Annotated in this window: 24 protein-coding genes; 12 read left to right on the forward strand and 12 right to left on the reverse strand. The window is 69.2% G+C overall.

Annotated features, from left to right (window positions below; translation table 11 throughout):
• Positions 1–40 precede the first annotated feature (40 nt).
• From ABZ406_RS23055 to ABZ406_RS23075, 5 genes are all read left to right on the forward strand, one after another.
• On the forward strand, positions 41–352 hold the full coding sequence (locus tag ABZ406_RS23055; RefSeq protein ID WP_357765126.1) for a hypothetical protein: 312 nt from the start codon (positions 41–43) through the stop codon (positions 350–352).
• Positions 353–406: 54 nt separating this feature from the next.
• A complete protein-coding gene (locus ABZ406_RS23060; protein WP_357765129.1) occupies positions 407–1,642 on the forward strand; it encodes a low temperature requirement protein A in 1,236 nt (411 codons plus the stop codon).
• Positions 1,643–1,868: 226 nt separating this feature from the next.
• Positions 1,869–2,168: a hypothetical protein gene (locus ABZ406_RS23065; RefSeq protein ID WP_357765132.1), complete on the forward strand. Its 300-nt coding sequence runs from the start codon at positions 1,869–1,871 to the stop codon at positions 2,166–2,168.
• A 54-nt stretch (positions 2,169–2,222) separates the two neighbouring features.
• Positions 2,223–2,786, forward strand: coding sequence for a hypothetical protein (locus tag ABZ406_RS23070; RefSeq protein ID WP_357765135.1), 564 nt, complete (start codon positions 2,223–2,225; stop codon positions 2,784–2,786).
• Position 2,787: 1 nt separating this feature from the next.
• On the forward strand, positions 2,788–4,227 hold the full coding sequence (locus tag ABZ406_RS23075) for an NAD(P)/FAD-dependent oxidoreductase (protein ID WP_357765138.1): 1,440 nt from the start codon (positions 2,788–2,790) through the stop codon (positions 4,225–4,227).
• A 9-nt stretch (positions 4,228–4,236) separates the two neighbouring features.
• Here ABZ406_RS23075 and ABZ406_RS23080 read toward each other — a convergent pair whose 3' ends face one another.
• Positions 4,237–4,839: a TetR/AcrR family transcriptional regulator gene (locus ABZ406_RS23080; protein WP_357765141.1), complete on the reverse strand. Its 603-nt coding sequence runs from the start codon at positions 4,837–4,839 to the stop codon at positions 4,237–4,239.
• A 234-nt stretch (positions 4,840–5,073) separates the two neighbouring features.
• Between ABZ406_RS23080 and ABZ406_RS23085 the strand changes: the two genes are divergently transcribed.
• Entirely contained in the window at positions 5,074–5,853 is a 780-nt protein-coding gene (locus ABZ406_RS23085; protein ID WP_357765144.1) for an alpha/beta hydrolase, read from the forward strand.
• 68 nt (positions 5,854–5,921) lie between these two features.
• Here the strand turns inward: ABZ406_RS23085 and ABZ406_RS23090 are convergent, their stop codons facing one another.
• Positions 5,922–6,968 carry an aldo/keto reductase gene (locus ABZ406_RS23090; RefSeq protein ID WP_357765147.1) on the reverse strand — a complete coding sequence of 349 codons (1,047 nt, stop codon included), beginning with the start codon at positions 6,966–6,968 and terminating at the stop codon, positions 5,922–5,924.
• A 73-nt stretch (positions 6,969–7,041) separates the two neighbouring features.
• Here ABZ406_RS23090 and ABZ406_RS23095 point away from each other — a divergent pair, with 73 nt between their 5' ends.
• Both ABZ406_RS23095 and ABZ406_RS23100 read left to right on the forward strand, forming a co-directional pair.
• Positions 7,042–7,578, forward strand: a complete 537-nt coding sequence (locus ABZ406_RS23095) for a TetR/AcrR family transcriptional regulator (RefSeq protein WP_357765149.1) — start codon at positions 7,042–7,044, stop codon at positions 7,576–7,578.
• A gap of 75 nt (positions 7,579–7,653) precedes the next feature.
• Positions 7,654–8,019 carry a VOC family protein gene (locus ABZ406_RS23100; protein WP_357765152.1) on the forward strand — a complete coding sequence of 122 codons (366 nt, stop codon included), beginning with the start codon at positions 7,654–7,656 and terminating at the stop codon, positions 8,017–8,019.
• Positions 8,020–8,148: 129 nt separating this feature from the next.
• Here ABZ406_RS23100 and ABZ406_RS23105 read toward each other — a convergent pair whose 3' ends face one another.
• From ABZ406_RS23105 to ABZ406_RS23125, 5 genes are all read right to left on the reverse strand, one after another.
• Complete coding sequence (locus ABZ406_RS23105; RefSeq protein ID WP_357765154.1) at positions 8,149–8,334, reverse strand: hypothetical protein; 186 nt, start codon at positions 8,332–8,334, stop codon at positions 8,149–8,151.
• A 376-nt stretch (positions 8,335–8,710) separates the two neighbouring features.
• On the reverse strand, positions 8,711–10,897 hold the full coding sequence (locus tag ABZ406_RS23110; RefSeq protein ID WP_357765157.1) for a UvrD-helicase domain-containing protein: 2,187 nt from the start codon (positions 10,895–10,897) through the stop codon (positions 8,711–8,713).
• 251 nt (positions 10,898–11,148) lie between these two features.
• On the reverse strand, positions 11,149–11,703 hold the full coding sequence (locus ABZ406_RS23115) for a hypothetical protein (protein ID WP_357765159.1): 555 nt from the start codon (positions 11,701–11,703) through the stop codon (positions 11,149–11,151).
• Positions 11,704–11,832: 129 nt separating this feature from the next.
• Entirely contained in the window at positions 11,833–13,680 is a 1,848-nt protein-coding gene (locus ABZ406_RS23120) for a glycoside hydrolase family 15 protein (RefSeq protein WP_357765162.1), read from the reverse strand.
• A 125-nt stretch (positions 13,681–13,805) separates the two neighbouring features.
• A complete protein-coding gene (locus ABZ406_RS23125) occupies positions 13,806–14,816 on the reverse strand; it encodes a LacI family DNA-binding transcriptional regulator (RefSeq protein ID WP_357765165.1) in 1,011 nt (336 codons plus the stop codon).
• 140 nt (positions 14,817–14,956) lie between these two features.
• Here ABZ406_RS23125 and ABZ406_RS23130 point away from each other — a divergent pair, with 140 nt between their 5' ends.
• Genes ABZ406_RS23130 through ABZ406_RS23145 form a run of 4 tightly spaced genes read left to right on the forward strand, consistent with a single transcriptional unit; the run spans position 14,957 to position 20,485 of the window.
• Positions 14,957–16,264 carry an extracellular solute-binding protein gene (locus ABZ406_RS23130; RefSeq protein ID WP_357765168.1) on the forward strand — a complete coding sequence of 436 codons (1,308 nt, stop codon included), beginning with the start codon at positions 14,957–14,959 and terminating at the stop codon, positions 16,262–16,264.
• On the forward strand, positions 16,261–17,259 hold the full coding sequence (locus ABZ406_RS23135) for a sugar ABC transporter permease (protein WP_357765172.1): 999 nt from the start codon (positions 16,261–16,263) through the stop codon (positions 17,257–17,259). Before ABZ406_RS23130 ends, ABZ406_RS23135 begins: the two co-directional genes overlap by 4 nt.
• Positions 17,256–18,122: a carbohydrate ABC transporter permease gene (locus ABZ406_RS23140; protein ID WP_357765174.1), complete on the forward strand. Its 867-nt coding sequence runs from the start codon at positions 17,256–17,258 to the stop codon at positions 18,120–18,122. The genes ABZ406_RS23135 and ABZ406_RS23140 overlap by 4 nt, the downstream gene beginning before the upstream one ends.
• A gap of 38 nt (positions 18,123–18,160) precedes the next feature.
• Entirely contained in the window at positions 18,161–20,485 is a 2,325-nt protein-coding gene (locus ABZ406_RS23145) for a glycoside hydrolase family 3 N-terminal domain-containing protein (RefSeq protein WP_357765177.1), read from the forward strand.
• Positions 20,486–20,538: 53 nt separating this feature from the next.
• Here the strand turns inward: ABZ406_RS23145 and ABZ406_RS23150 are convergent, their stop codons facing one another.
• From ABZ406_RS23150 to ABZ406_RS23170, 5 genes are all read right to left on the reverse strand, one after another.
• Positions 20,539–21,387, reverse strand: coding sequence for an oxygenase MpaB family protein (locus ABZ406_RS23150; RefSeq protein WP_357765180.1), 849 nt, complete (start codon positions 21,385–21,387; stop codon positions 20,539–20,541).
• Positions 21,384–22,625: an MAB_1171c family putative transporter gene (locus ABZ406_RS23155; RefSeq protein ID WP_357765183.1), complete on the reverse strand. Its 1,242-nt coding sequence runs from the start codon at positions 22,623–22,625 to the stop codon at positions 21,384–21,386. The genes ABZ406_RS23150 and ABZ406_RS23155 overlap by 4 nt, the downstream gene beginning before the upstream one ends.
• A gap of 7 nt (positions 22,626–22,632) precedes the next feature.
• Entirely contained in the window at positions 22,633–23,205 is a 573-nt protein-coding gene (locus ABZ406_RS23160) for a hypothetical protein (protein ID WP_357765280.1), read from the reverse strand.
• Positions 23,206–23,207: 2 nt separating this feature from the next.
• Entirely contained in the window at positions 23,208–23,717 is a 510-nt protein-coding gene (locus tag ABZ406_RS23165; protein ID WP_357765185.1) for a hypothetical protein, read from the reverse strand.
• Between the two features lie 387 nt (positions 23,718–24,104).
• A complete protein-coding gene (locus tag ABZ406_RS23170) occupies positions 24,105–24,767 on the reverse strand; it encodes a haloacid dehalogenase-like hydrolase (RefSeq protein ID WP_357765188.1) in 663 nt (220 codons plus the stop codon).
• Positions 24,768–24,872: the final 105 nt, after the last annotated feature.

Here is a 24,872-nt window from a genome sequence, read left to right on the forward strand (position 1 = left end):
CGTTAGGGTTGGTTGACGATCAATACGAACGGTGGTGCCGGTGAGTCTGATCCAGGCCTGTGTCACAGCGACGACGACGATGCTGGCGGTCCTGATCGGTGGGTGGCTCACCGTTCGGGCGCAGGACCGGCTGTGGCGGCGCGACCAGGATCGACAGTGGCGGGACATCCGGCTGAGCGCGTACACCGACTTCATCGGTGCGGTCCGGGAGTATGTGGCTCACGTCCTCCACCCGGCCGCCCGCATCACCGCGGTGCCGCGCCCACGCGGCCGAGCGTCGATTCGTCGACGTGGCCCGGGCCGAGCTCGGCCTGCCCTCCGCGTTCGCGCCGTGACCGGTCACCGCCCGTGACGCAACGCCACCGGCGGCCGGCTCGTTGGTAGCAGGGGCGGACGGAGGCTGACGATGGCGGCGGGGCGGGGTGCCGAACTGCTGCGCCCTCCGATGAGTTCGGATCGGGCGACATTCCTGGAGCTGTTCTTCGATCTGGCGTTCGTCGTGGCTCTCACCCGGGTCTCGCAACGATTCGGCGACCTGGGCGACGACACCGGCTGGGCGCTCGTCACGGGGTTCGGGCGTACCCTGCTGCTCTTTCTGGCGCTCTGGTTGATCTGGTCACACACCGCCTGGATCACCAGCCGGTACGAGCCGGAGCAGCCGATCATCCAGGCCGTCGTGGTCGGCACCATGTTCGCCGGCTTGGTCATGGCGGTGACGCTGCCGCGCGCCCTGGAGGAGCGAGCGCTGCCGTTCGTTGTCGCGTACCTGATGGTGATGGTGTTGCGGCCGTTGGTGGTCGCCGTCGCGTTGCGGGGCCATCCACGACGGCTGGTGCCGATCAGGCTTGCCGTGTGGGCACTGGCTACCGCGCCGTTGTGGCTGGCCGGCGGGTTGGGTCCGGATCATCTCCGACTGCCGCTGTGGGCTGTCGCCCTCGCTGTCGACTACCTCGCCTGGACGTTGGGTTGGCCGTTGCCAAGGCTCGGCGTCTCGAACGTCGGTCGGTGGCGGATCGCGGGAGCGCATCTCGCGGACCGGTACCAACAGATGTTCCTCATCGCGCTCGGTGAGTCGATTCTGGTCATCGGCGTGGTCTTCAGCGGCGCCGACTACTCCGCGGAGCGCGCCGCGGCCTTCACCGTCGCGTTCGCCACCAGCGCGCTTCTGTGGCGGATCTACTTCTACCGCGCCGGCCTGCTGTTGACAGCGGCGTTCGGCCGGGCGGGTATGCCAGGCCGGCTGGGTGCGGTGTCGGAACGGACGCACCTTTTGGTGGTGCTCAGCGTTCTCGTCACCGCCGTCGGCTACGAGTTGGTGATCGATCATCCGTTCGGACAGCCGCGGCCTACCTGGCTGCTGTTCGTGGTGGGCGGTCCGATGCTCTTCCTCGTCGCCCGGATGCGGTTGGAGTACGAGATTCTCGGCCAGGTCTCCCGATCCCAGATCATCGGCTCGGCGGCACTTCTGCTGTCCGCGCCGCTGTTGACCCGTTGCGCACCGATGGTCGGGCTGAGCGTGGTGGCCGGAGTGCTGACGGTGGTCGCGCTCCTCGACGCGCTGCGGGGGCGGTTCCGGCCGCTGGAGGCGCCCTCCTCGCCGATCGGACGGGAGACGCCCGGAGACAGCGACTCCGAGGCGTGACGCCCAGCACCGCAATGACCGTTTTCGCCACATAACAGTGCGCTTCCGCATCGCCGTCACACCGGCTGCGCTTCGTCGTGGGTGGTGAACACCACTCGTGCCAGGTCGGCAGATAGAACGGTCGGTCTTGACGGCGGGGGTCGCAGGCGGTAAGGTCTTCCGCAGACAGAACGTTCGTTCTGGCTAGCGCCGGCTGAGTTCGCGGCTGCGCCCGAAGGAGACCGCCATGCCTACCAAGATCACTCTCATCATCGGCAACCCTGCCGACCCCGACGAGTTCGAGAAGGTCTACGCCGACGTACGCCGTGCCGCGGAGACGTTCCCGAAGCTTCTGCGGGTCGAGTCGGCCAAGGTGTGGCCGAAGGAGGACGGGACGGCCACCCCCGCGTACCGGACGCTCGACCTGTACTTCGCCAGCTACGAGGACGCCTCCGCCGCAGTCGCGACGCCCACCGCCGGTGCCGTCTTCGGCGGGCTCCAGGGCGCCCAGGTGGAGATCACGGGGCTGTTCTCCGACGTCGAGTAGCACCCCCGTCCCGCCCCCGCTGACCGCCCCTTCGTTTCCGGTATCACCGAGAGGATGTCCATGACCACCGTTGCCGCCCCCGGCATCTCGACGACAGCCGCTGCCCTGCGGCGGCTGTACTTCGGTCGCTTCGCCTTCGCCATCGTCTGGGCTGCTGTGACAATCCCGCTCGCCAAGCACCTCAACCCCCTCACCGCCGCGCTGCTCGTGATCTACCCGCTGTTCGACGTGGCCGCCGCCATCGTCGATGCCCGCGCGTCGCGGCTCACCGGATCGCCCACCCTGCTGTACGTGAACGTCGCGATCAGCCTGCTGGCCGCGGTGGGACTCGGCGTCGCAAGTGCGTCCGGCGTCCCGGCGGTCCTGCGCGTCTGGGGCGCCTGGGCGGTCGTGGCCGGTCTGGTCCAGCTGATCGTGGGCGTCCGCCGCCGCGCGATGGGCGGCCAGTGGCCGATGATCATCAGCGGTGGCATCTCCGTGCTCGCCGGTGGATCGTTCATCGCGGCCGCCTCCGCTGACAACCCGGCGCTCACCAACGCCGTCGGTTACGCGATCCCGGGCGCCATCTTCTTCCTCATCGCGGCCATCCGCCTCGGCCGCGTCGCGAAGGGAAACTGACGTGCAGAACGCCACGTACGACGTGATTGTCATCGGCGCGGGGCCGGTCGGGGAAAACGTCGCCGACCGGATCGTGCGGGGCGGCCTGACCGCCGCGATCGTCGAGCGGGAGCTGGTGGGTGGTGAGTGCTCGTACTGGGCCTGCATGCCGACCAAGGCGTTGCTGCGCAGCCAGACCGCGCTCCGGGCGGCCCGCCAGCTGCCCGGAGCGCGCGAGGCGGTGACCGGCGAGCTGGACGCCGCGTCGGTGCTGCGCCGCCGGGATTCCTTCGCCTCGCACTGGAAGGACGACGGGCAGGTGTCCTGGCTGGACTCGGCGGGGATCGCGCTGTACCGGGGCCAGGGACGGATCAGCTCCGACCGGATCGTCGAGGTGACCGACGGGGACGACGTCACCACCTCGCTCACGGCCCGACACGCGGTGGTCATCGCGACCGGAAGTGCCGCACTGGTGCCGGACATCACCGGACTTCGCGAGGCGGCACCGTGGACCAGTCGGGAGGCGGCCTCCGCCAGCGAGGTTCCCGGTCGGCTCGCCGTCATCGGTGGCGGCGTGGTGGCCGCGGAGATGGCTACCGCGTACGCCGGCCTCGGGTCGACAGTGACCATGCTCGTGCGGGACGGAGTGCTCCCGCAGGCGGAGCCGTTCGCCGGCGAGCGGGTCACGCAGTCCCTGCGGGAAGCAGGTGTGTCGGTTCGTCTCGGTGCCGAGGCGGCGTCGGTGCGCCGCGACAGCGACGGCACCGTGCACGTCACGCTCGCCGACGGCGAACAGGTCGAGGCCGACGAGATCCTCGTCGCGATCGGCCGTACGCCGAACACGCACGACGTCGGCCTCGACCGGATCGGCCTGCGGCCGGGTGCCTGGCTCACCGTCGACGACACCCTGCGGGTCGTGGACGGTGCCGGCCGGTTGATCGGCGACGGGTGGCTGTACGCGGCCGGCGACGTCAACCACCGGGTGCTCCTGACCCACCAGGGCAAGTACCAGGCGCGCGCGGTGGGCGACGTGATCGTGGCACGGGCCGGGGGCGAGGTCGCCGACGACGGTCCCTGGGGTCGGCACGTCGCCACCGCCGACGAGCGCGCCGTACCGCAGGTTGTCTTCACCGACCCGGAGATCGCGTCGGTGGGGTTGACGGCGGCCGCCGCCGAGGCCGCCGGGCTGCGGATCCGGGTCGTCGACTACGACCTGGCGGCCGTCGCCGGGGCCGCGCTGCACGCCGACGGATACCAGGGGCATGCCCGGATGGTCGTGGACGAGGACCGACGGGTGATCGTCGGCCTCACCCTCGTCGGCCCGGACGTCGCGGAACTGATCCATGCCGCGACGATCGCCATCGTCGGTGAGGTCCCGCTGGAGCGGTTGTGGCACGCGGTGCCCGCGTACCCGACCGTCAGCGAGGTGTGGCTGCGGCTGCTCGAGGCGTACGGCCGCTGACCTGAGCGGTCAACCGGCCGCCGACTGACGCTCCGAGTTGACCCGGAGAAGCCCTTCGACCCCACGTAGGAAGGTCTCGGACACCAACGTGGGGTCGGAGAGGCATCCGGCCGCCATGGCGCCGTCTCGGAGCATGACGAAGTGCCGCGCCGCGGGATCCGCCGTCTCCTCGTGGACCTGAGCCATGAGCGTGGTGATGGTGTCCAGGAACCATTTCCGGTGGGCCATGAGTTCCTGGTGCACGGGATGGTTCATGTCGGGGTATTCCGCCGCGGCGTTCAGGAACGCGCACCCGCGGAACCCGGGGGACTGCACGTTCTGAGCGATGGAACCGGCGATTGCCAGGAGTGGGTCGACAGGCGATCGGTTGGCGGCGAGTGCCTCGTCGACCATGCCGCGCTCCAACTGGTGCACCTCCCGCAGGTAGGCCAGGATGAGGTCGTCCTTGCTGGGGAAGTGCCGGTAGAAGGTGGCCCTGGTCACCTGCGCCTCGGCGATGATCCGGTCGACGCCGACGGAGTGAATGCCCTCCGCGTAGAAGATACTGGTCGCCGTGCGGAGAAGCTTGAGCCGTGCCGCAGAGGGTCGGGCATGGGGTTCGTCGCTCGCCATCCCTCCATCTTAGCGACAGAACGTTCGGTCTGCCCCGTCCTTCGGCCAGGCCCCCGTTCGCCGATCTCGCTGACAGTGGCGTGGTCGATGCTGAACTCTGGAGGTGGTAGCCCACCAGCGCCGGGGACAGCCGCCTGGTCCGCGCTGCCGGGGAAAGTCCGTTGACCGTCTGCGTCGGTCCGGTCTGCGCACGCCGCAGGCAGCGAGCGGCGAGGCCCTTCGAGAGGACTCCAGATGAACGCTGCTTCTGACATGTCAGCCCAGGACACCGGAATGCCGACAGTCGTGCTGATCCACGGGGCGTTCGCCGGCTCGTCGAGTTGGAACGGGGTGATCGCCAACCTCAAGGGTCGGGGTTATCCGGTCATCGCCGTCGCCAACCCGCTGCGCGGTGTGCAGAAGGACGCCGCGTACGTTCGGGCTCTGGTGGACAGCCTGCCCGGACCGGTCGTGATGGCCGCCCACTCCTACGGCGGTCTGGTCATGACCGAGGCCGCGGACGGTGCCGCGAACGTCAAGGCACTGGTGTACGTCGCCAGCGTGAGCCCGGACGTGGGCGAGAGTGTGATCGATCTGGTCGGCAAGTACCCCGGAAGTCAGCTCCCCACCAGCATCACCATGGTGCCGATCCCCTCCGAAGACGGCGGAATGGACATGGACCAGTACATCAAGGTGGACATGTTCCCCGAGGTGTTCGCCGCCGACGTGGACCGTGGCACCGCCGAGATCATGGCGGCGACGCAGCGGCCCGCCACAGCGAGCGCCCAGGTGGGCAGCGTGACCAAGACCGCCTGGAAGACGATCCCCTCGTGGACTGTGATCAGCACGCAGGACCAGGGCATCCCACCGGACCTGCAGCGCTTCCTGGCCGACCGGGCGAAGTCCACGGTCGTGGAGATCGACGGGTCCCACGCGGTGGCGGTCTCGCAACCCGACGCGGTCGCCGACGTCATCGACACCGCCGCCCGCGCCACCACGCGCGTGATGCAGATGTCCAAGAGTCGTCAGCGTTGATCTAGGAGCGTCGCCCGCCCGCACCTGCCACCCGGTGAGCGATCAGGGGGCAGGTGCCGGCGACGCGGCTAGGTGACGGGAACGCGGGGAGGGTCGAGCAGGGTGCGGTCTCCGTCGACGCCGTGATCCAGTGCGGCGGTGACGTCCTTGTGCGGCGTGCCTGGTCGGATGGCACTGACGTCGTCCAGGAGTCGGTAGTGCTCGTCGCTGAGGTCGAGTTGGAGAGCCTTCAGGTACTCCTCGAGCTGGGGCAGGGTGCGCGGGCCGACGATCGGGATCAGGGCCGTGGGGGCGAGTGCGGCCCGGCGACGCAGCCAGGCCAGGGAGACCTGGACCGCGCTGACGCCGAGGGTCTCGGCGACCGTCAGTACGGCGTCGACGATCGCGGTGCGCTGGGCGCTGCCCTCGATCGCGTCGCCCCGGGTGGTCAGCCGGCCTTGTTCACCCTGCCGGTACTTGCCGGTGAGCAGTCCGCCGGCGAGCGGGGAGTAGAGAACCACGCCCAGACCGTGGGCCTGCGCCATCGGCAGGAGCTCCCGCTCGGCGGACCGTTCGGCCAGGCTGTACTCCGTCTGTATGCCGACGAGGGGAGCCAGTCCGCGGAGGTCGGCGCGGACGGCGGCCCCGGCGACCCGCCAGGCGGGGAAGTTGGACAGGGCGCCGTGCAGGATCTTGCCGGAGCGGATCAGCTCGTCGAACCCGGCCAGGATCTCCTCGATCGGCGTGACGCCATCGGGAAAGTGCGGCATGAAGACGTCGACGTAGTCGGTGTTGAGGCGGCGCAGACTCGCTTCGAGGGATCGGATCATGATCTTGCGGCTGTTGCCGGTCGTGCCGGGGCGAGGCTGGGCTTGCCTGGTGCCGCCGTACTTGGTGATGATCACGAAGTCGTCCCGCTGAGGCCCGAGTAGCCCGCCGAGCACGGTTTCGGCCTGCCCATCCTGGTACAGGTTGGAGGTGTCGAACGTGGTGCCGCCGGCAGCGACGAAGGCCTCGAAGATCTGTCGGGAGGCTTCGGGGCCGGCACTGGTGCTCGAGGTGCCGAAGTTCGCCGTCCCGAGCGCGTACTGCGACACGCGTAACCCGGTGAGACGGCCAAAGGTCTGGTAGCGCACGGTGGCTCCCGAAGCTCGGTGTGGCGGGGTAGGCTTCCGACAGTAGCAAATAAAGCGAGGGGTCACTCTTTTTATGCCCAGAGTCAGTCAAGCTCATCTCGATGCTCGCCGCCAACAGATCGTGGATGCCGCCCGGGCCCGGTTCGCCAGTCACGGCTTCGCCCACACCTCGATGGCCGACATCGTCACCGAGTCCGGGCTCTCGAACGGGGCGATCTACAGGTACTTCACGAGCAAGGACGAGATCGTGATCGCGGTCTGCGAGCAGGGCACCGAAGCGCTGCCGCGCGCACTCACCGCCGAGGCTGTGGGGGGTTTTCTCGACCATGTCCGGACCCGGGCGCGGGACACCCACCATGCCCGACTGGTCGCCCAGATCTACGCCGAAGCGGCAGTGTCGCCGCTGCTGGCAGCGGTGGTGCAGCGACAACTCGCTGCCCTGCGGGCGGCGATCGTCGAGCTGGTGCCCGATTCCCGGCGCCCGCAGGCCGGGCAGATCGCCGAGGCGTTCGTGGCCCTCTCGATCAGCTACAGCCTGCAACTGGCGATCCGCGGCGACCTGGATCCCGCACCCTTCACCGCCGCGTTGCTGGCGATCATCAAGGGCTAGAAAGAGAGTGAACCCTCATTTTGGGTGGTAGCGTGAGTCATTGACGACCCATACATCCCGCCCGCTGGAGGATCCATGCCGGTAGCTCACCTTGCCGCGATCAACCTGGAGTGTCCGGACCCAGCCGATCTGGCCCGCTTCTGGGCTGCGATGCTGGATGGTGAGGTCACCGTCCAAACCCCGGACTTCTGTGCGGTGAAGGCGGGTCCACTTCACCTCGGCGCCGTTCGCGTCAGCGACTACCGGCCACCGACCTGGCCCTCCGGCGAACGATCACAGCAGATCCACTTCGACCTGGCTGTCGACGACCCCGAAAACCTCGACGACGCCGAGGCGCGTGCGGTCGGCTACGGAGCCGTCCGGGAAGACCACCAACCCGCAGCGGAACGCTTTCGCGTCCTGCGCGACCCGGCCGGCCATCCGTTCTGTCTACGCCGCTGAGCCGGCGCCCGAACCGATACCCCTGAAGGCGCCCTCCGGGCCGGAACGACACGACCCGTGAAGGCCCGGTCGTCCCGGCACGGAGGGCGCTTTCGACCACCTCGAAGGTGTTCCTCGGAGGGCGCGACGCTAGTTGATTCGGTGCCCGCTGTAGATGTACACCACCACCGGATCCGCGGCCCTTCGGTACCACAGGAGGCCGGCCGGGCTGGTGCAACGACCGTCCATCATGTAGGTGTATTCGGGGTACGCGTACCCGGCCACGCCGGACGTCTGGCTGTAGCCGTAGCGCCACGGGGCCTTTGCGAACTGCATTTCTGTCCGGTCCATTCTGGTGCAGCCCGCAGCAAGCGCCGGAGTCGGCACCGCCATCGTGCCCAGCGGGAGTGCGATCGCCGTTGCCAGCGCCAGCAGTGATCTCCTCACGATGTTGCCTCTCTTTCTGCACGGACGCCATCGGGGAGAAGCCGGAAGCAATGACGAATCGCCGAACGAGTCCGAGGTTTGCGACCGGAGTTGGCGAATCCCGCCTGACCAGCTTCGATGCGTCAGCGTCACGGGTGATGCGGTTCAGCGTATGAGCGCTGGACAGCCGCCTGCCACCGCCGATGGCCGTCCCGAACACGCGCGCACCTGTCCGGGCTGCTCAGTCGGCCTGTTCGGACTTGTTCGGACGCCTACCAAACAGGCGTCACTGGGGGGCGTGATGCTGCGTGACAGTCAATCGGCCGAGTTCCTGGGTGCAGCGGGTGAGTGCGACGTAGAGGCCGTTCCAGCCGCGCGGTTCGGCGGCGATGCCCTGCGGGTCGACGAGGAGCGTCGCGTCCCATTCCAGTCCCTTGGACTGGGTTGCGGTGAGCACCGGCACATCACTCAGCACGCCTCGGAGTGTGGCGATGTGGTCCGTGGGGGCGATGACGCCGACAGTGCCGCCGTGCCACCGTCGCTGCAACCGGCGCACTGCTTCGGTGGCCGTGTCGGCGAGATCGGCCGGTGTCACGGATATCTCCCAGGGAGCGATCCCGGCGGAGCGGACCGCTCGTGGCGGCGTGTTGTGGCTGCCAGCCCTCTTGAGGACCGGTCCGGTGAGGTCCATGACCTCTCGTGGGGTGCGGTAGCAGATGGTGAGCTCAGCGGCGGTCCAGCGGTCTCCGAAGGCAGCCCGCACCGCCTGTGCCCAGGTCGTGTGCCGGTGCGCTGCCTCCGCCTGGTCGATGTCGCCGACGGCGGTGATGGAGCGACTGGGACAGCGCCGGAGAACCATCTGCCACTGCATCTCGGACAGTTCCTGCGCCTCATCGACGACGACGTGGCCGTACACCCAGCCGCGCTGTCGGCGGGCGCGATCGGCGACGAACTCGCCCTGCGGCTGTGGCTCCCCAGCTTCGCCGAGCAGGTCGAGTAGAGAGTCAAGCAGCGGGATGTCGCTCGACGCCCAGGGGGCGGGCTCGGCGGCGACGGCGGCGATCTCCTCCGGGGACAGGTCCGGAGCGAACCGGGCCAGCAGCGCCCGGTCGGTCAGGAGGTCACCGAGCACTGCTTGCGCGTCCAGGGTGGGCCACCAGGCCTCGACGAACCGGGCGATGGTGGCGTCCTCGGCGATGCGACAACGAAGCTGCTCGACCTCATCCTCGGAAAGGAGTCCGTCGACGGCGCTGCCGGTGGACGTCCGGGGCGAGTGGTCAGCCTCCATGCTCCTGTCGACGCGCGCGAGGATGTCCTCGAAGCCCTCCTCCATCTCGTTCATCAGCGCCTCACGCTGCTCGGCGACGACATCTGCGAGGAGGTGGTGCAGCTGCTCGGCGAACACCGCGCGGGCCCGGTGGTACGGGCGTCCCTGCACCGCCGAGGTGAGTGCCTGCGCCACCGTTGCGGCGGGGATGACGTAGAACTCGCCCTCCCAGCGCAACCGCAGCTCGCGGGGCCGGGGGAACAGCGACGCGACGTAGCCTTCGAGCGCGGGCTGCCAGAGAGCGCGGCCCTTGACCTCGGCGAGCAGTCGGCTCTCGTCGCGACCCACCGGTATGTCGGTCAGCAGGGTGTCGCAGGTGGCCGAGACGACGGCGGTCTCACCGAGTGCGGGCAGCACCTGGGCGATGTACGTGAGGAACCGCGGCGAGGGGCCGAGGACGAGGACCGCCTGGTCGGCCATCTTCCGGTGGGTGAACAGCAGGTAGGCGACGCGGTGCAGGGCAACAACCGTCTTGCCCGTGCCGGGACCGCCCTGGACGACCAGCGGGCCGGTCGCCTCCGCCCTGATGATGTCGTCCTGTTCGCGTTGCAGGGTGGAGATCGCCGTCGACATGCGACCGGTGCGCCGTTGGTCGAGGGCGGCCAGCAGGGCGCCTTCGCCGACGAGGTCCGCCGCCGTGGTCCCGTCGAGGGGTTCGTCGTCCACGCCGACGACCGTCGATCCCGTGGTACGGATGTGTCGGCGCCGGGCCTGACCCTGTGGATCGACGGCCGTCGCTGTGTAGAACGGCCGAGCTGCGGGAGCACGCCAGTCCACAAGCAGTGGCTCACCGCGCTCACCATCGTTGCGCAGACCGACACGGCCCACGTGACGCACGGTGCCGTCGACGCCGTCGAGGCGGCCGAAGACAAGCCCTTCCTCAGCGCGCCGGAGCTCGTCGTACTGCTGGCGCAGCATGCGCTGCCGGGCCTGTTCCAGCGCGTCCAGGGCCTCTGACGACAGCTCGACCCGCAGGTGGTCGGCCAGCTCGTCGCGCCGGGCCGTGGCGAGGTCAAGAAATGCCTGTTCCTCGTCGACCGCTGACCGTCGCGACGCAGTCTCTGCGGAAGCGGTCGACAGGTGGTCGTCGGGTGGTGTGTCGCCGAGGCCGGTGGTGCCGTTGCTGAGGGCAGAATTCCGGTGCATTGGCAAATCCTTGTATCGGGTCAACCCTCGGCCCGGATGGGCCGCAGCGCATTCGGCGGCAAGCATAGAGTCCGTTTCCCTCCGCTGCCAGGAGATCGGCCGGCAGAGATCGGTATCTCAGTGCTGTGCGGTTTCGGGGTTGCCCGTGGCCTCACCAATGTGCGTCGTTTATTGACAGTCGCGCCTCCATCTGTTCCCCGGTTGTCCGGCGAGTTCGCGCCGAGGGCGGTCACTCGAATCGGAATGGCAGGTCAGCTCAACTCGAAGGACGCGTCGTCGACGTCGAAGGCCGTGGCGCCGTTGCCGGCGATCTCGCTGGAGAGGAAGCTGACCGTCGCGGTACGTGTGGTCGTCGCGGTTCCGCTCGACATGGCGTACTGCCGCCACTGCGCCCCGCCGTCGAAGGCCAACGAGAACCTGGTCTTCGGGGGAATCCCGGTCACCGCCAGCCCGACGTTCAGGTAGTCGCCCCGGCTGGTCTCGGTGGTGGTGGTCCGTACCCAGAAGCGGACCGTCAGGTTGCAGTTGGCCGGCACCGTGACGGTGGTGCGCAGCAGGTCGGTACGGGTCACGTCCAACCCGGCGAAGGTGGCGTACGCGGCGCCGGTGTGGGCGGGCCGGGTCGCGTCGCCGAGCACGACGATGCGGGGTCCGGCGGTCCAGCCGGTGGTGCCGAGCTCGAACCCCGGGTTCGGGTGGATCTGCCCGGTGCACTGTGGGTCGACGGCTGGCTGGCCGTGGGATGCGCTGGCCGTGGCCAGGAGCAGCAGGGCTGCGGCAGAGAGGGTGGTGACGATGGCCTTCATTGTTGCTCCCCGCGTCCATACATTGGTGGTGGTCGATGTATATCGACGATGCGTGATGGACGTCGGTACGTCAAGGCATTCCCGCCGTCGGCACCACGCGGACGGCCGCCGACCCGACCACGCTGACGGCTACCGGCGGCGGCGGGCGTCGGCCTCGGTGTCGAGCAGATCGTTGAGCGTCAGCGCCGAGTTGATCAGGGAAAGGTGACTGAATGCCTGGGGATAGTTGCCGATCTGCTCCCCGGTCGCGGCGATCTCCTCGGCGTAGAGGCCGAGGTGGTTGCTGAAGGTGAACATCTTCTCGAACGTCAGTCGGGCGTCGTCGAGGCGACCGGCACGAGCCAGCGCCTCGACGTACCAGAAGGTGCACATGTTGAAGGTGCCCTCGTGGCCGGGAAGACCGTCGGGGGAGTGGACCGGGTCGTACCTGTGCACCAGGCTGTCGGAGACCAGTTCGCGCTCGATCGCCTGCAGGGTGGACTGCCACAGCGGGTCGCTCGGCGTGACGAACCCGACCGCCGGCATGGCGAGCAGCGCCGCGTCCAGCACGGTCTCGTCGTACGCCTGCACGAAGGTGCCGCGGCCCCGGTGGTATCCGCGCTCCATGACCTGGTTGTAGATGCGGTTGCGCTGTTCGGTCCAGCAGGTCATGTCCCCCGGGCGGCCGGTGCGGCTGGCCAGCCGGATGGCCCGGTCCAGCGCGACCCAGGACATCACCCGACCGAAGGTGTAGTTGCGGGGGTGGTGGCGGCTCTCCCAGATGCCGGCGTCGGGCTGGTCCCAGTTGTGGCAGAGCCAGTCGACGAGCCGGACGGTGCTCTTCCACACCTGGTGCGAGACGCGGATGCCCTGTTCGTCGGCGAGGTGCATGGCGTAGAGCGCCTCGCCGTGGATGTCGAGTTGGAGCTGGTCGGCGGCGCCGTTGCCGATCCGTACCGGGCGGGAGCCGCGGTAGCCCTCCAGGTGGTCCAGCACCTCCTCGTGCAGGTCGGAGGAGCCGTCCACGCGGTACATGATCTTGAGAGGGTCCTGCTGGTCGCCGGCCTCGCGGATCCGCTCGTCCAGCCAGTTCATGTAGCGGCTGACCTCCTCGGTGAAGCCGAGGCCGAGCAGTGCGTGCACCGAGAAGGACGTGTCGCGTACCCAGGTGTAGCGGTAGTCCCAGTTGCGGGTTCCGCCGACCAGTTCGGGCAGCGCGGTGGTGGGCGCGGCGATCATGGCGCCGGTGGGGGCGTACGTCATGAGTTTCAGCGTGATCGCGGAGCGCTCGACCATCTCCCGCCAGCGGCCGGTGTAGCGGGAGCGTTCGAGCCAGCGCCGCCAGTAGTCCCGGGTCCACTCGAACATGGCCTGGATCTCTTCCGGCGGGATGACGCGCGGCTCGGCACCCGCGGTTTCCAGGACCACCCCGCCGGTGTCGCCCTCGTTGAGCGTGCCGTACGCGACGAGGTCGCCGCCCTCGAGGTGGACGTCACCCTGTTCGGAGATCAGGCGCCGCACCGGGTCGACCGGGTTGAACGTCAGGCTCGCCGACCGGCTGCGGAAGACGTAGCCGTTGTGGTGGCGTTCCAGTTGGTGCTCATCACGGGCGTAGTTGAACCGGGGCCGGCACTCCACCCGGAAGCGCATGCTGCCGCGGACCATGGTGACGGTGCGGACCAGCCGGTGCGCGTCGGTGGCCCGCTCGCCGGTCACCGGCATGAAGTCCATCACCTCGGCCACCCCGTCGGCGCTGATGAACCTGGTGATCAGGATGGGGGTGCCGGGGAGGTAGAGCTGTTTGGTCACGTACCGCACGTCGTGCGGCGCGATCTGGAAGTAGCCGCCCTTGTCCTTGTCCAGCAGCGCGGCGAAGATGCTCGGCGAGTCGAAGCGTGGCGCGCAGAACCAGTCGACAGTCCCGTCGCACGTGATCAGCGCGGCGGTCTGCAGGTCGCCGATGAGTCCGTGATCCTCGATCGCCGGATAGCTGTCCACGTCTCTCCCCGATTCGGCGGCGTCCTGCGCATCGAACCTAGGGGGAGATTCGTCGACCGAGGTGAGATTCACGTTTCGCCACCCTGTCGCGTGCTCCGACCCTCCGCGACCGCCGGCGGGTCAGCTCACGGGCAGGGGTACGGGCGGCACGAGGAGCGGATGACCAGCTCGGTGGGCAGCCGGATGTGGGTGTCGCGCTCCACGCCGGCGATCAAATCGACGAGGAGGCGCAACGCCTCGGCGCCCATGCGCTGCAGCGGTTGCATGATCGTCGTCAGCGGCGGGTTGACGAGCGCCGACTCCGGTACGTTGTCGAACCCGATCACCGACAGGTCATCGGGCACCGCGAGGCCCATGTCCCGGGCCACGTTCATCGTGGAGATCGCGGAGAGGTCGTTACCCGCGAAGATCGCGCTCGGCCGGTCGGTGAGGGCGAGAAGCTCCGCGGCCGTGCCGGCGGCGCTCTCGATCCGGAACCCGCCGACGCGGACGAGCCGCTCGTCCACCGGCACGCCGGCGTCGGCCATCGCACTGCGGAAGCCGGCTTCGCGCAGCTGCGCCGACTTCAGGTCGGTGCGCCCGCTGATGTGCCCGATCCGCCGGTGGCCGAGGGACAGCAGGTGGTTGGTGGCCAGCACGGCGCCGGCGAAGTTGTCCGAATCGACTGTGGGCAGGTCGGATGGCCCGGTGTGCGGGTCGACGGCCACGACGTGGAAGCTGTTCTCGGTCTCGACCACCGTCGGCGTGACGATCACGGCGCCGTCGATGAGTGTGCCGGAGAGGCGGGCGAGCGAGCGCCGTTCCCACCCCACTGCGGCGCCCTCGCCGTCCCCGCTGGAGTAGGCCAGCAGCTGGTACCCGCTCCCGGCGACCTCCTGCGACGCCCCCTTCAGCAGCTCGGTCGAGAACGGCTCGAACTCGGCGACCAGGATGCCGAGCACGTTCGTGCGGTGGCTGCGTAGGCTCTGCGCCCCCAGGCTCGCCTCGTAGCCGAGTTCGTGGATGACCTGCTGGACGCGCTCCACCGTCGCCTGCGCCACGCCGTACCGTCCATTGACAACTTTAGATACGGTCGCAACCGAGACGCCGGCGGTACGTGCCACATCCGACATCTTGACGCGCTGCTGAAACACCACGTCGATGATGATAGGGCCGCCGCCGCGGGCGCGTCGTCAACAACACGAAAACGTTATCGATACCGATTGACATCAAGTTACATGACTGTAAAACTTCGCCGCAGGCCGAGTACCGCGACTGAGTAGTCGAGGAGACATCTATGGCAACGAAGCGGCGTGCAAGTGCCGTCCTGGCACTGTTGATGACAGGTGTTCTCGTCACCGCCGGGTGCAACGGCGGCGGCGAAGAGGCAGCCCCTCAGAAGGAGTTGTACAAGGACCCGGTGACCCTGAGCTGGTGGCACAACGCCTCACAGGACGGGCCCGGCAAGACCTACTGGGAGAAGGTCGCCAAGGACTTCTCCGCCCTCCACCCCACCGTCAAGATCGAGATCGAGGCGATCGAGACGAACCAGCTCCAGCGCACCCGGCTCCCCGCCGCCCTGCTGAGCAGCGACCCGCCGGACATCTTCCAGGCCTGGGGCGGCGGCGAGATGAGCGAGCAGGTGGAGGCCGACTACCTCAAGGAGATCACCGACCAGGTCAAGACCGAGGTCGGCGACATCGGCAGCGCCGCGGAGATCTGGCAGGTCAAGGGAAAGCAGTACGGCCTGCCGTTCCGGATGGGCATCGAGGGTGTCTGGTACAACAAGGAGATGTTCGCCAGGGCGGGCATCGCGGCTCCGCCGACCACCTTCGACGAGCTCAACGCGGCGGTCACCAAGCTCAAGGCGATAAACGTCGTTCCGATCGCCGTGGGCGCCGGTGACAAGTGGCCGGCCGCGCACTGGTGGTACAACATGGCGCTGCGCGCCTGCTCGGTCGACACCCTCAAGAAGGCGGCCGCGGAGAAGACCTTCGACGACCCGTGCTTCGTGAAGGCCGGCCAGGACCTGAAGTCCTTCATCGACACCAAGCCGTTCCAGCCCAACTTCATCGCCACGCCGGGCCAGAACGACCCGACGAGCGCCAACGGCCTGCTCGCCAACGGCAAGGCCGCGATGGAGCTCATGGGTGACTGGAACCGCGGCACGCTGGACACCGTCACCACGGACAAGGCGAAGCTCGCGTCGTTCCTCGGCTGGTTCCCGGTGCCGGCGATCGCCGGTTCCCCGGGTGACCCGAAGGCGGCTCTCGGCGGTGGCGACGGCTTCTCCTGTGCCAAGAACGCCCCAGCCGAGTGCGTCGAGTTCCTCAAGTACATCGTGAGCCCCGAGGTGCAGAAGGGCTATGCCGAAACCGGCACCGGCCTGCCCGTCGCCAAGGGCGCGGCGGACGCCGTGAAGGACCCCGCGCTGAAGTCCATCCTGGAGGCCACCTCCGGCGCGAGCTACGTCCAGCTCTGGCTGGACACGGCCTACGGCAGCACCGTCGGCAACGCGATGAACGACGGGATCGTCGCCATCTTCGCCGGCAACGGGACGCCTGAGAAGGTCGTCTCGGCGATGAAGGCGGCCGCAAGCAAGTGACCTCCGCCAACCAGATCAGCATGCCCGCCGGCGGCGCTTCCGCGTCGTCGGCGGGCCCCCACGGGGCCGGGCGCGACTCCGCCCGCCGCGCCGACAACCGCCGCAAGTGGTACGAGATCATCGGGCTCACCGCGCCGGCAGTCGCCATCTACGTGATGTTCGTGCTGGTGCCGATGGGGTTCGCTGTCTACTACAGCCTGTTCCGGTGGCGCGGCGTCGGGCCTCCCACCGAGTTCGTCGGCCTGCGGAACTACACCCTCGCCTTCCAGGACCCGATCTTCCTCGACGCGTTGCGCAACAACGCCATCATCGTGTTCGGGTCGCTGCTGATCCAGGGACCTGTCGCCCTGGGCGTCGCCCTGCTGCTCAACCGCCGCTTCCGCGGGCGGGCAGTGTTCCGCCTGCTGGTCTTCGTGCCGTACGTGCTGGCCGAGGTCACCGTCGGCATCATGTGGAAGCTGCTGCTGACCACCGACGGCACCGTCGACGCGCTGCTGCGGTCGCTGGGAATGGGCGGCCTGGTCCAGGCCTGGCTGGCGGACCTGGACGTGGTCATCTGGACCCTGCTGGCCGTCGTCACCTGGAAGTACGTCGGCTTCGCCATCATCCTGCTCCTCGCCGGGTTGTCCAATGTGCCCGACGAGCTGACCGAGGCCGCCGCCATCGACGGCGCGAGCTGGTGGCAGATCCAACGGCACATCACGATCCCGCTACTCGGCCCGACGATCCGGATCTGGATGTTCCTGTCCATGATCGGCTCGTTGCAGATCTTCGACATGATCTGGGTGACCTCGGTGCCCGCCGTGCGGTCCCTCGGCGCATCGGCCACCATGGCGACGTACATGGTGGACAACGGGTTCTTCGCCCGGCTCTGGGGCTACGGCAACGCCGTGGCGGTCATCCTCTTCGTCATCTCGTTCGTGGCGGCGCTGCTGTTCCAGCGGTTCCTGCTCCGCCGCGACATCGAGGGCGCCATCACCGGAAGGGCGAAGTGACGATGGCCGCGAACTCGGTTCTCCCCCCGTCCACCGGGCGCCGGCAGGTCTCCTGGGGCACGCCGCTCACCTACGCGCTCGCCCTCGCGATCGCGGCGGTGTCGATCGCCCCGGTCATCTACGTGGTCATTGGCGGTTTCCGCACCACCCCGCAGATCGTGGCGAACCCGGCCGGCCTGCCCGACCCGTTCGTCTGGGACAACTACTCCCGGGTGTTGACCCAGAGCAACTTCTGGCATCAGGCGTTCAACAGCGCGGTCATCGCCCTCGGCACCACCCTCGCCGTCGTCGTGCTCGGGCTGGCCGCCGCGTTCGTGCTCGCCCGCTACCGGTTCCGCGGGCGGGAGGGGCTCTACACCTTCTTCACCCTCGGCCTGCTGTTTCCGGCCGGGGCGGCGATCCTGCCGCTCTACCTCATGCTGCGCGACCTCAACCTGATCAACTCCTACTACGCGGTGATCCTGCCGCAGGTCGCCTTCTCACTGCCGCTGACGATCGTGATCCTGCGTCCCTTCCTCTCCGCCATTCCGCGGGAGTTGGAGGACGCAGCCGCCATCGATGGTGCGAGTCGGCTCGGCTTCCTCTGGCGCGTCGCGATGCCGCTGTCGCGGCCCGCGCTCGTCACCGTCGGCGTCCTGGCGTTCGTCGCGAGCTGGAACTCGTTCCTGCTGCCGCTGCTCGTGCTCAGCGACGTCAACCTGCACACCCTGCCGCTGGGCGTGCAGAACTTCTCCAGCCAGTACACGACCGACACGGCAGGCGTCCTCGCCTTCACCTCGCTGGCGATGCTGCCGGCACTGCTCTTCTTCACACTCGCGGAGAAGCAGATCGTCGGTGGCCTGCAGGGCGCGGTCAAGGGCTGAGCGGCAGCGGTACGCGCACAACCACAGGAAGGCACAGCATGACTGAGGTCCACGCGGTGGTGGACGGGCCGGCGCCGGCCCAGGCAGGCCCGGGACACGGACGACCGGACGGGTACGACGGCGAGGCCCGGGTACGCGACCTCCTCGGCCGGATGACGATCGAGGAGAAGATCGCCCAGCTCGTCGGCTTCTGGGAGAAGGGGGACGGCGAGGCGGTCGCACCGTTGCAGGGGGAGTTCGGCGACGTCTTCAGGCTCGAGGACTTCTCCCGGCACGGGCTGGGTCACCTCACCCGCGCCTACGGCACCCGCCCGCTGGACGCGGCGGAACGCGCGTCCTGGTTGTGGAAGTTCCAACGGGACCTGGTCACCGGGACCCGGCTCGGCATCCCGGCCATCGTCCACGAGGAGTGCCTCACCGGGCTGTCCGCCTGGAAGGCGGCCACGTTCCCCACCCCGCTGGCCTGGGGTGCCGCGTTCGACCCGGAACTGGTCACCGAGATGGCCGAGGCGATCGGCGCCTCGATGCGGACCCTGGGCGTGCACCAGGGGCTCTCCCCGGTGCTCGACGTGATCCGTGACCCCCGCTGGGGTCGGGTGGACGAGTGCATCGCCGAAGACCCGTACCTGGTCGGCACCATCGGCACCTCGTACGTGCGCGGTCTGCAGTCGCAGGGGGTGCACGCCACCCTCAAGCACTTCGCCGGCTACTCCGCCTCGCGGGCCGGGCGTAACTTCGCACCGGTGCACGTCGGCCGCCGGGAACTGGCCGACGTGCTGCTTCTTCCGTTCGAGATGGCGATCATCGACGGCGATGCCCGCAGCGTCATGCACTCGTACGCCGAGATCGACGGGGTGCCCGTCGCCGCCGACCCGACGATGCTGACCGGCATCCTGCGCGAGCAGTGGGGCTTCGACGGCACTGTGGTGGCCGACTACTACGGGGTCGCGTTCCTGAACCTGCTGCACCAGGTGGCGAGCGATCACGCGGACGCGGCCGGGCAGGCGTTGGCCGCCGGTGTCGACATCGAACTGCCCACCGGCGACGCCTATCTGACAGTGGGGGAGTCGGTGCGGGCGGGCACGCTCGACGAGGCGCTCGTCGACCGGGCGGTGCTGCGGGTGCTGCGCCAGAAGCAGGACCTGGGTCTGCTCGACGCGACCTTCAACGACGAGCCGCCCCAGGTGATCGATCTCGACTCGCCCGAACACCGCTCGATCGCCCGCCGGCTCGCCGAGGAATCGATAGTGCTTGTCGCCAACCGGGACGCGCTGCCGCTGCCGACGGGGCAACGGGTGGCAGTCATCGGCCCGAACGCCGACCGACAGAGCGCGCTCTTCGGGTGCTACTCGTTCCTCAACCACGTCCTCGTCCAGCACCCCGACGTGGAGACCGGCATCGAGGTGCCGACGGTGCTCGACGCGGTGCGGGCCGAGTTCGGCGGCGACCTCGTCAGCTGGGCAGGCGGCTGCGACGTGGACTCCGACGACCGGTCCGGCCTCGACGAGGCGGTCGCCACGGCGTCCGGCGCGGATGTGGCAGTCCTGGTCGTCGGCGACCATGCCGGCCTCTTCGGTCGGGGCACCGTCGGCGAAGGCTGCGACCGGGACGACCTGGAGCTGCCCGGCGTCCAGCGCGAACTTGTCGAGGCGGTGCTGGCAACCGGCACCCCTGTCGTCCTCGTGCTTGTCACCGGCCGACCGTACGCCGTCGGCTGGGCGCTCTCGCGCTGCGCGGCTGTGGTGCAGGCGTTCTTCCCGGGAGAGGAGGGCGCCGGTGCGATCGCGGGAGTGCTCTCCGGGCGGGTCAACCCGTCGGGCCGGCTGCCGGTCAGCCTGCCCAGGTCGGCCGGCGCTCAGCCGTACTCCTACCTGCATCCCACCCTCGGCGCCGGCAACGAGGTGACGAACCTGCCGGCGACGCCGGTGGCGCCTTTCGGCCACGGCCTGTCCTACACGACGTTCGCGTACGGCGATCTGACAGTGCCCGGCACGGTGCCCACCGACGGGGCGATCGAGGTGACGGTACGGGTGACGAACACCGGTGCGGTCGCCGGCGACGACGTGGTCCAGCTCTACGGGCGCGACCTGGTCGCCTCGGTGACCCGGCCGGTCGCGCAACTGCTCGGCTACCGGCGGGTCCACCTGGAACCGGGTGAGTCCGTCACGGTCGCGCTGACGGTGCCCACCACCCGCCTGGCCTTCTCCGACCGCACATTCACCCGCGTCGTGGAGCCCGGCGACGTCGAACTCTGGGTCGGCACCAGCGGGCAGCGGGACACCCAGGCGGTGACCACGCTTGTCGGCGACACCGTCCCGGTCACCAACGCGTCCCCGCGCTGGACCACCACCGACGTCCGCTGAGATCCGGTCCGCCGTCGTCCCCTGCGGACGTCGGCGGACCGGCCCGCGTCGTGCTACTCGTGGCGCGGGCCGAGCTGGCTGATCTCGTACCCGTCGGGGTAGCTTCTGGCCCTGATCCCGTCGGCGAACAACGCCGTCGTTCGTGGCGCACCGCACCACCGTTGCCACCGCGAGCGCGTCCGCAGGGCCAGGTGCAACCCCGCCCGGACCGGCCAGGCCGGTGTGTCGACCCGCGTCGCGCGCCGCAGCGGCGCGTCGTACATGGCGCTGACCAACGCGTTTCCCAACGGCGCGAGCATCCGCGGGATGCGGGTGAGCATCAGCGTGCGGGTGGCGCGTTCGATCGCCGCCGCGTCGTCGTTGGGCTGGAGGTGAGCCGCGTCGTGCGCGTCGAACCAGGCCTCGAACTCGTCGTACGACCCGGGGATGTCGGTGATGCCCATCCGTCGGCCCAACTCCCGGTAGAACAGGTACGTGGCCTGACGTTCGTGGCAGCAGGGTGGGCGCCAGCCGTACTCCTGCAACCACCGGGTGGGAATCACGACCAGGCAGCCGAGAACGTAGCGGAAGTCGTCGTTGCCGATGTCGTACGGACGGTGGAGGTGGTTGACGCGCCGCAGCGCGTCGCGGCCCCGGGGGTCGTCGAAGCCGTTGAGCACCATCTCGTACATCAGCAGCCCGGTGTCGTCGATCCGCCGCTGGGTGCGTTCGGTCAGCTCGCCGGTGGCGGTGTGCACGGCGGCGATGGCGGGGACGGAGAAGGACCTGTTGAAGGCGAGGTTGAGCCCGAGCTTCAGGTCCCACGGAAACTCGTAGCGCAGCATCGTCTGGTAGATGGCCAGGTAGTCGTGCTCCGGGTCGAGAGCGCGGGTGCGGGCCAGGTTGTCGTAGCGGCCTCTCATCGGCGGACGTCTCCAACTGTGGGATGCGGGATGGTGGCCGGGGCGGCGGGCTCCCGGGTCGCGGCGAGGGTCTGCGCCACCACCGGCGAGCCGGCGTAGACGTCGGTGACAAGCGTCAGCCAGGCGACCTCACCGGCATAGCCGCCGTCCGGGCGGTGCAACTGGTCGGCGGGTTGCGGGACGGTGGCCACCAGACCGGCGCCGTGGCGACGCAGAGCGCAGGCCAGGACGGCGGCCTCGACGGTCGCCTGTCGTTCCTCCGCGGCCAGTCCGGCCTGTTCGGCGATCTGCGCGGCCGTCGCCGCCACCCGCATCTCCAGGTACGGGCGGAGCGCCAGTCGGCCGTCGCGGATCTCGGCCACCCGGCGGGTCAGCGCGTAGTCGGTGTCGCGGACGGCGGCCAGGCGTCGGCGCAGGGTGGGATCGAGTTCGAGTGCGGGGAAGGCCGTGACGAGGTCGCGCCAGAGGGGTTCGAGTCGCCGGTAGGAGTGGTAGTCCTCCCATCGCCGGCTGAGGCGCAGGGTCGGGCCCCAGGCCGGCATGGTGAGGCCGATCGTGATGAGCAGAGCGCCGATCGTCACCAGGACCGCGGCGATCTGTCGCTCGCCGGCCGGTTGGTAGCCGGCCCAGTAGGCGACGAGATACCCGATCTTGTTGGTGCTGTAGAGCAGCGCGACGGCGGCCCCGACAGCGGTGATGCGCAGGCCACGGCGTAGCCAGGGTCGCCCACAGATTCTCGCGAAGCTCCAGCACAGCCGTGTGATGTCGAGGCAGTAGGCGAAGAAGCCGAGCAGCAGGAAGATCAGCAGGTAGGCGGTCACCACGGGGTCGGTGGCGTACTCGACGGTCAGGAGTACCGGATGGTCGTAGGTGAGGGTGTACGCGAACAGGCCGAGCATGACGAGGAACGCGCACGCCGTGACCCAGATCCACTTGCGGGACCGGGCGGTGGCGGTCGCCGGGGGAAGCGCGAAGTGCAGGAGCATGATCTCGGCGTTCGCCGAGATGGTGAGCGCGCCGGCGTGCGCCAGCACCTTGGCCAGGTTCGGCAGCCCCGACACCTGGTCGATCGCCGTCGCCACGGGCGGAATGGCGACGGTGATCCCGGCGGCGAACGCCCCGAGCCCGAAGCAGATGGCTCGGCGGGCGCGGCTCGGGTGCCGGCGCTGGAGCCGCACCATGTAGCCGAGCGCGGCCCAGCCGGCCACCGCGCACACTGCATAGAGGACGGTCTCCATCCCGGCGTTACCAGTTCGGGTGTTCGAGCGAGTGCCGCAGCCGGCCGTACAGCTCGACGTCCTGGCCGGACAACGGCGCGTCGTGCACGTCACTGCGGTTGCCGCGGACCCGCCGCAGGAGCAGGGAACCGATCATCTCGGCCTCGCGTTCCTCGGCTGCGGCGTAGTTGCTGCGACCGAGACTGCGTTGGACCAGTTGCGGGTCGAGGTCGGGCAGCAGCAGGCGGGAGGCGTCCGCGTCCAGCACCTCGGTTGCCTGGTGGCCGGCGAGCAGATGACCCAACTCGTGGCCGATGATCAGCATCTGGTGCAGCGGCGAGGTGTCCTGCTCGAAGAAGATGGCGTCGAAGTCGCCGGTCGGCACGCACATCCCGCACACAGTGTGTGCCGGCAGTGTGATCGGCACCAGGTGGATGGGCCGACCACGCCGTTCGGCGAGGACATCGCACAGCTTGCGGAGGTCGAAGGGCTCGGGCACCTCGAGCTCGGCGACGATCCGCTCGCAGCGCCTGCGTAGTCGGTGCAACTTCACGTCAGCGTTCCCCCGCTCGTCGGTGTCCTGCCACCGAAGGATCTGCATCGTCACCCGCGATCGCCGGGCGTGGACCTGGTCGGGCCGGCCGCCACGGCACGCAGTCGGGCCACCATCTGCTCGACGAGCTGCGTGTCCGTCGCGGAGAGCCCGTTGTCGACAAGTACCTGGCGCAGTGCCACCTGCTTGACATCCATCCGGCGCAGCTCGTTGAGCAGTGCGAGCTGGTCCTCTATTCGTCGTGCCGCCGCGTCGTCGACGAAGTAGCCCGAGTTGACCCCGAAGGCCGAGGCCAGGGCGCGCACGTGTGAGGTGCGGGGATCGCTGGCCACGCCGCGGCGCAACTCCCCGATGTAGGCGGCGCTGATCGTGACACCCGTCTCGGCGGCCACCTGGTTGATCTTTTCGGCGATCTCCCTGTTCGTGTACCTGCGACCGGACTCGTCGGAGTCGGTCAGCTCGTCGGCGGTCGGGCGGATCTGGTCGAAGAGGTATTCCAACCTGGCGGCCAACGTGTCGAGGGGCGGCAGCTTCTGCTCTGCGTGCCGATCGCCAACCATCATTCTTCACCTTCCAGCTGCCTAAACGACAGTGTCGCAGATGCCTGGTATGGCAAAACAGATGTTGACACGTGTACGGAACGTGAGCGTATGCTCGCTCCTGTTTGGAGCAACGTGCGTTGAGCGCCAACCGGATCGGCTCAACACCCGTTGCGCGCCGGGTGCGCGTGTGGCCCGGCCGAACCGGGGGGAGTCATCGGTGGGAGGGGTCCGCTCCACCAGGAGCAGAACGGGGGCCCCTCCCGCGGCATGGCTCGCGCGTCGGGTCGGTGGCGGCAGACCGCCCCTACCCGACCGCCACTTGTTGGTGGGGGGTCGCCGGGCCCCTCTGGCAGAGGAGCATGTTCTGCCGGAGCGGCCCGGCGGCAGTGGCGCCGGACCTCACCCTCAGGTGTCGGATCGTTCCGCCGGGCCGTGCCCACCCGTCCAGGTGACTGTGGTCAGCCGGGCGCCGAGCAGCCGCCGCGCTCGGCCGACCCGCCGCGCGTTCGCGTTGACCAGCACTGGCTGCTCGGCGGCGCGGAGGATGGGCAGATCCGACAGCGAGTCGCTGTAGGCCACCCGCCACGGTGGAGTCACCCCCTGGGCGGCGAGCTGCACCACCTTGGTCGCCCCGTGGTTGTGCACGATCAGCCTCGACCCGTGAATGCGCGAGGCCACCAGCTCGACCCCGGCGAGACCGATCGCGTCGAGCACCGAGCGTGCCAGGGTGTGCTCGCACGCGGTCACCACGATGACCCGGTCGCCCGCGGCGAGGTGGGTACGGATCATCCGCACCCCGGGCCCGATGACGCGTCCGCGCTCCGCGCCGAGGGCAGCGCCGAAGCGTTCCAGCTCCGTTCGCAACTCGTCCGCGTCGCGCCCCACCAGGCCGATCCGGCTCACCCACCGCGCCGCCCACGGCCGCAAGGGGGGAACGGTGGCGATGGGCGCGAGGAGTACGAGCAGGACGACGGCGAGCGGCAACCGGGCACCCACGAAGGCAGTGCGTCGCAGGAACAGCCCGAAGGCGTCCCCGCGCAGCAGCACACCGTCGAGATCGAACAGCACAGTGCCTGCGCTCGACGCTCTCACCGGTCTACCGACACCGGCGCGACGGGTGGTTCGCCATCCACCGAGTCTACGGCGATCCAATGGTGGCACGCGCGGCCCGAG

The organism is Micromonospora sp. NPDC005710 (assembly GCF_040630995.1).
GTDB lineage: Bacteria > Actinomycetota > Actinomycetes > Mycobacteriales > Micromonosporaceae > Micromonospora.

Bases quoted from the DNA above. Each gene is read 5' to 3' on its own strand.
- ABZ406_RS23060 (WP_357765129.1), top strand. From the start codon at position 407: ATGGCGGCGGGGCGGGGTGCCGAACTGCTGCGCCCTCCGATGAGTTCG.
- ABZ406_RS23065 (WP_357765132.1), top strand. From the start codon at position 1,869: ATGCCTACCAAGATCACTCTCATCATCGGCAACCCTGCCGACCCCGAC.
- ABZ406_RS23070 (WP_357765135.1), top strand. From the start codon at position 2,223: ATGTCCATGACCACCGTTGCCGCCCCCGGCATCTCGACGACAGCCGCT.
- ABZ406_RS23080 (WP_357765141.1), bottom strand. From the start codon at position 4,839: ATGGCGAGCGACGAACCCCATGCCCGACCCTCTGCGGCACGGCTCAAG.
- ABZ406_RS23085 (WP_357765144.1), top strand. From the start codon at position 5,074: ATGAACGCTGCTTCTGACATGTCAGCCCAGGACACCGGAATGCCGACA.
- ABZ406_RS23095 (WP_357765149.1), top strand. From the start codon at position 7,042: ATGCCCAGAGTCAGTCAAGCTCATCTCGATGCTCGCCGCCAACAGATC.
- ABZ406_RS23100 (WP_357765152.1), top strand. From the start codon at position 7,654: ATGCCGGTAGCTCACCTTGCCGCGATCAACCTGGAGTGTCCGGACCCA.
- ABZ406_RS23105 (WP_357765154.1), bottom strand. From the start codon at position 8,334: ATGCAGTTCGCAAAGGCCCCGTGGCGCTACGGCTACAGCCAGACGTCC.
- ABZ406_RS23110 (WP_357765157.1), bottom strand. From the start codon at position 10,897: ATGCACCGGAATTCTGCCCTCAGCAACGGCACCACCGGCCTCGGCGAC.
- ABZ406_RS23115 (WP_357765159.1), bottom strand. From the start codon at position 11,703: ATGAAGGCCATCGTCACCACCCTCTCTGCCGCAGCCCTGCTGCTCCTG.
- ABZ406_RS23130 (WP_357765168.1), top strand. From the start codon at position 14,957: ATGGCAACGAAGCGGCGTGCAAGTGCCGTCCTGGCACTGTTGATGACA.
- ABZ406_RS23145 (WP_357765177.1), top strand. From the start codon at position 18,161: ATGACTGAGGTCCACGCGGTGGTGGACGGGCCGGCGCCGGCCCAGGCA.
- ABZ406_RS23150 (WP_357765180.1), bottom strand. From the start codon at position 21,387: ATGAGAGGCCGCTACGACAACCTGGCCCGCACCCGCGCTCTCGACCCG.
- ABZ406_RS23155 (WP_357765183.1), bottom strand. From the start codon at position 22,625: ATGGAGACCGTCCTCTATGCAGTGTGCGCGGTGGCCGGCTGGGCCGCG.
- ABZ406_RS23160 (WP_357765280.1), bottom strand. From the start codon at position 23,205: ATGCAGATCCTTCGGTGGCAGGACACCGACGAGCGGGGGAACGCTGAC.
- ABZ406_RS23165 (WP_357765185.1), bottom strand. From the start codon at position 23,717: ATGGTTGGCGATCGGCACGCAGAGCAGAAGCTGCCGCCCCTCGACACG.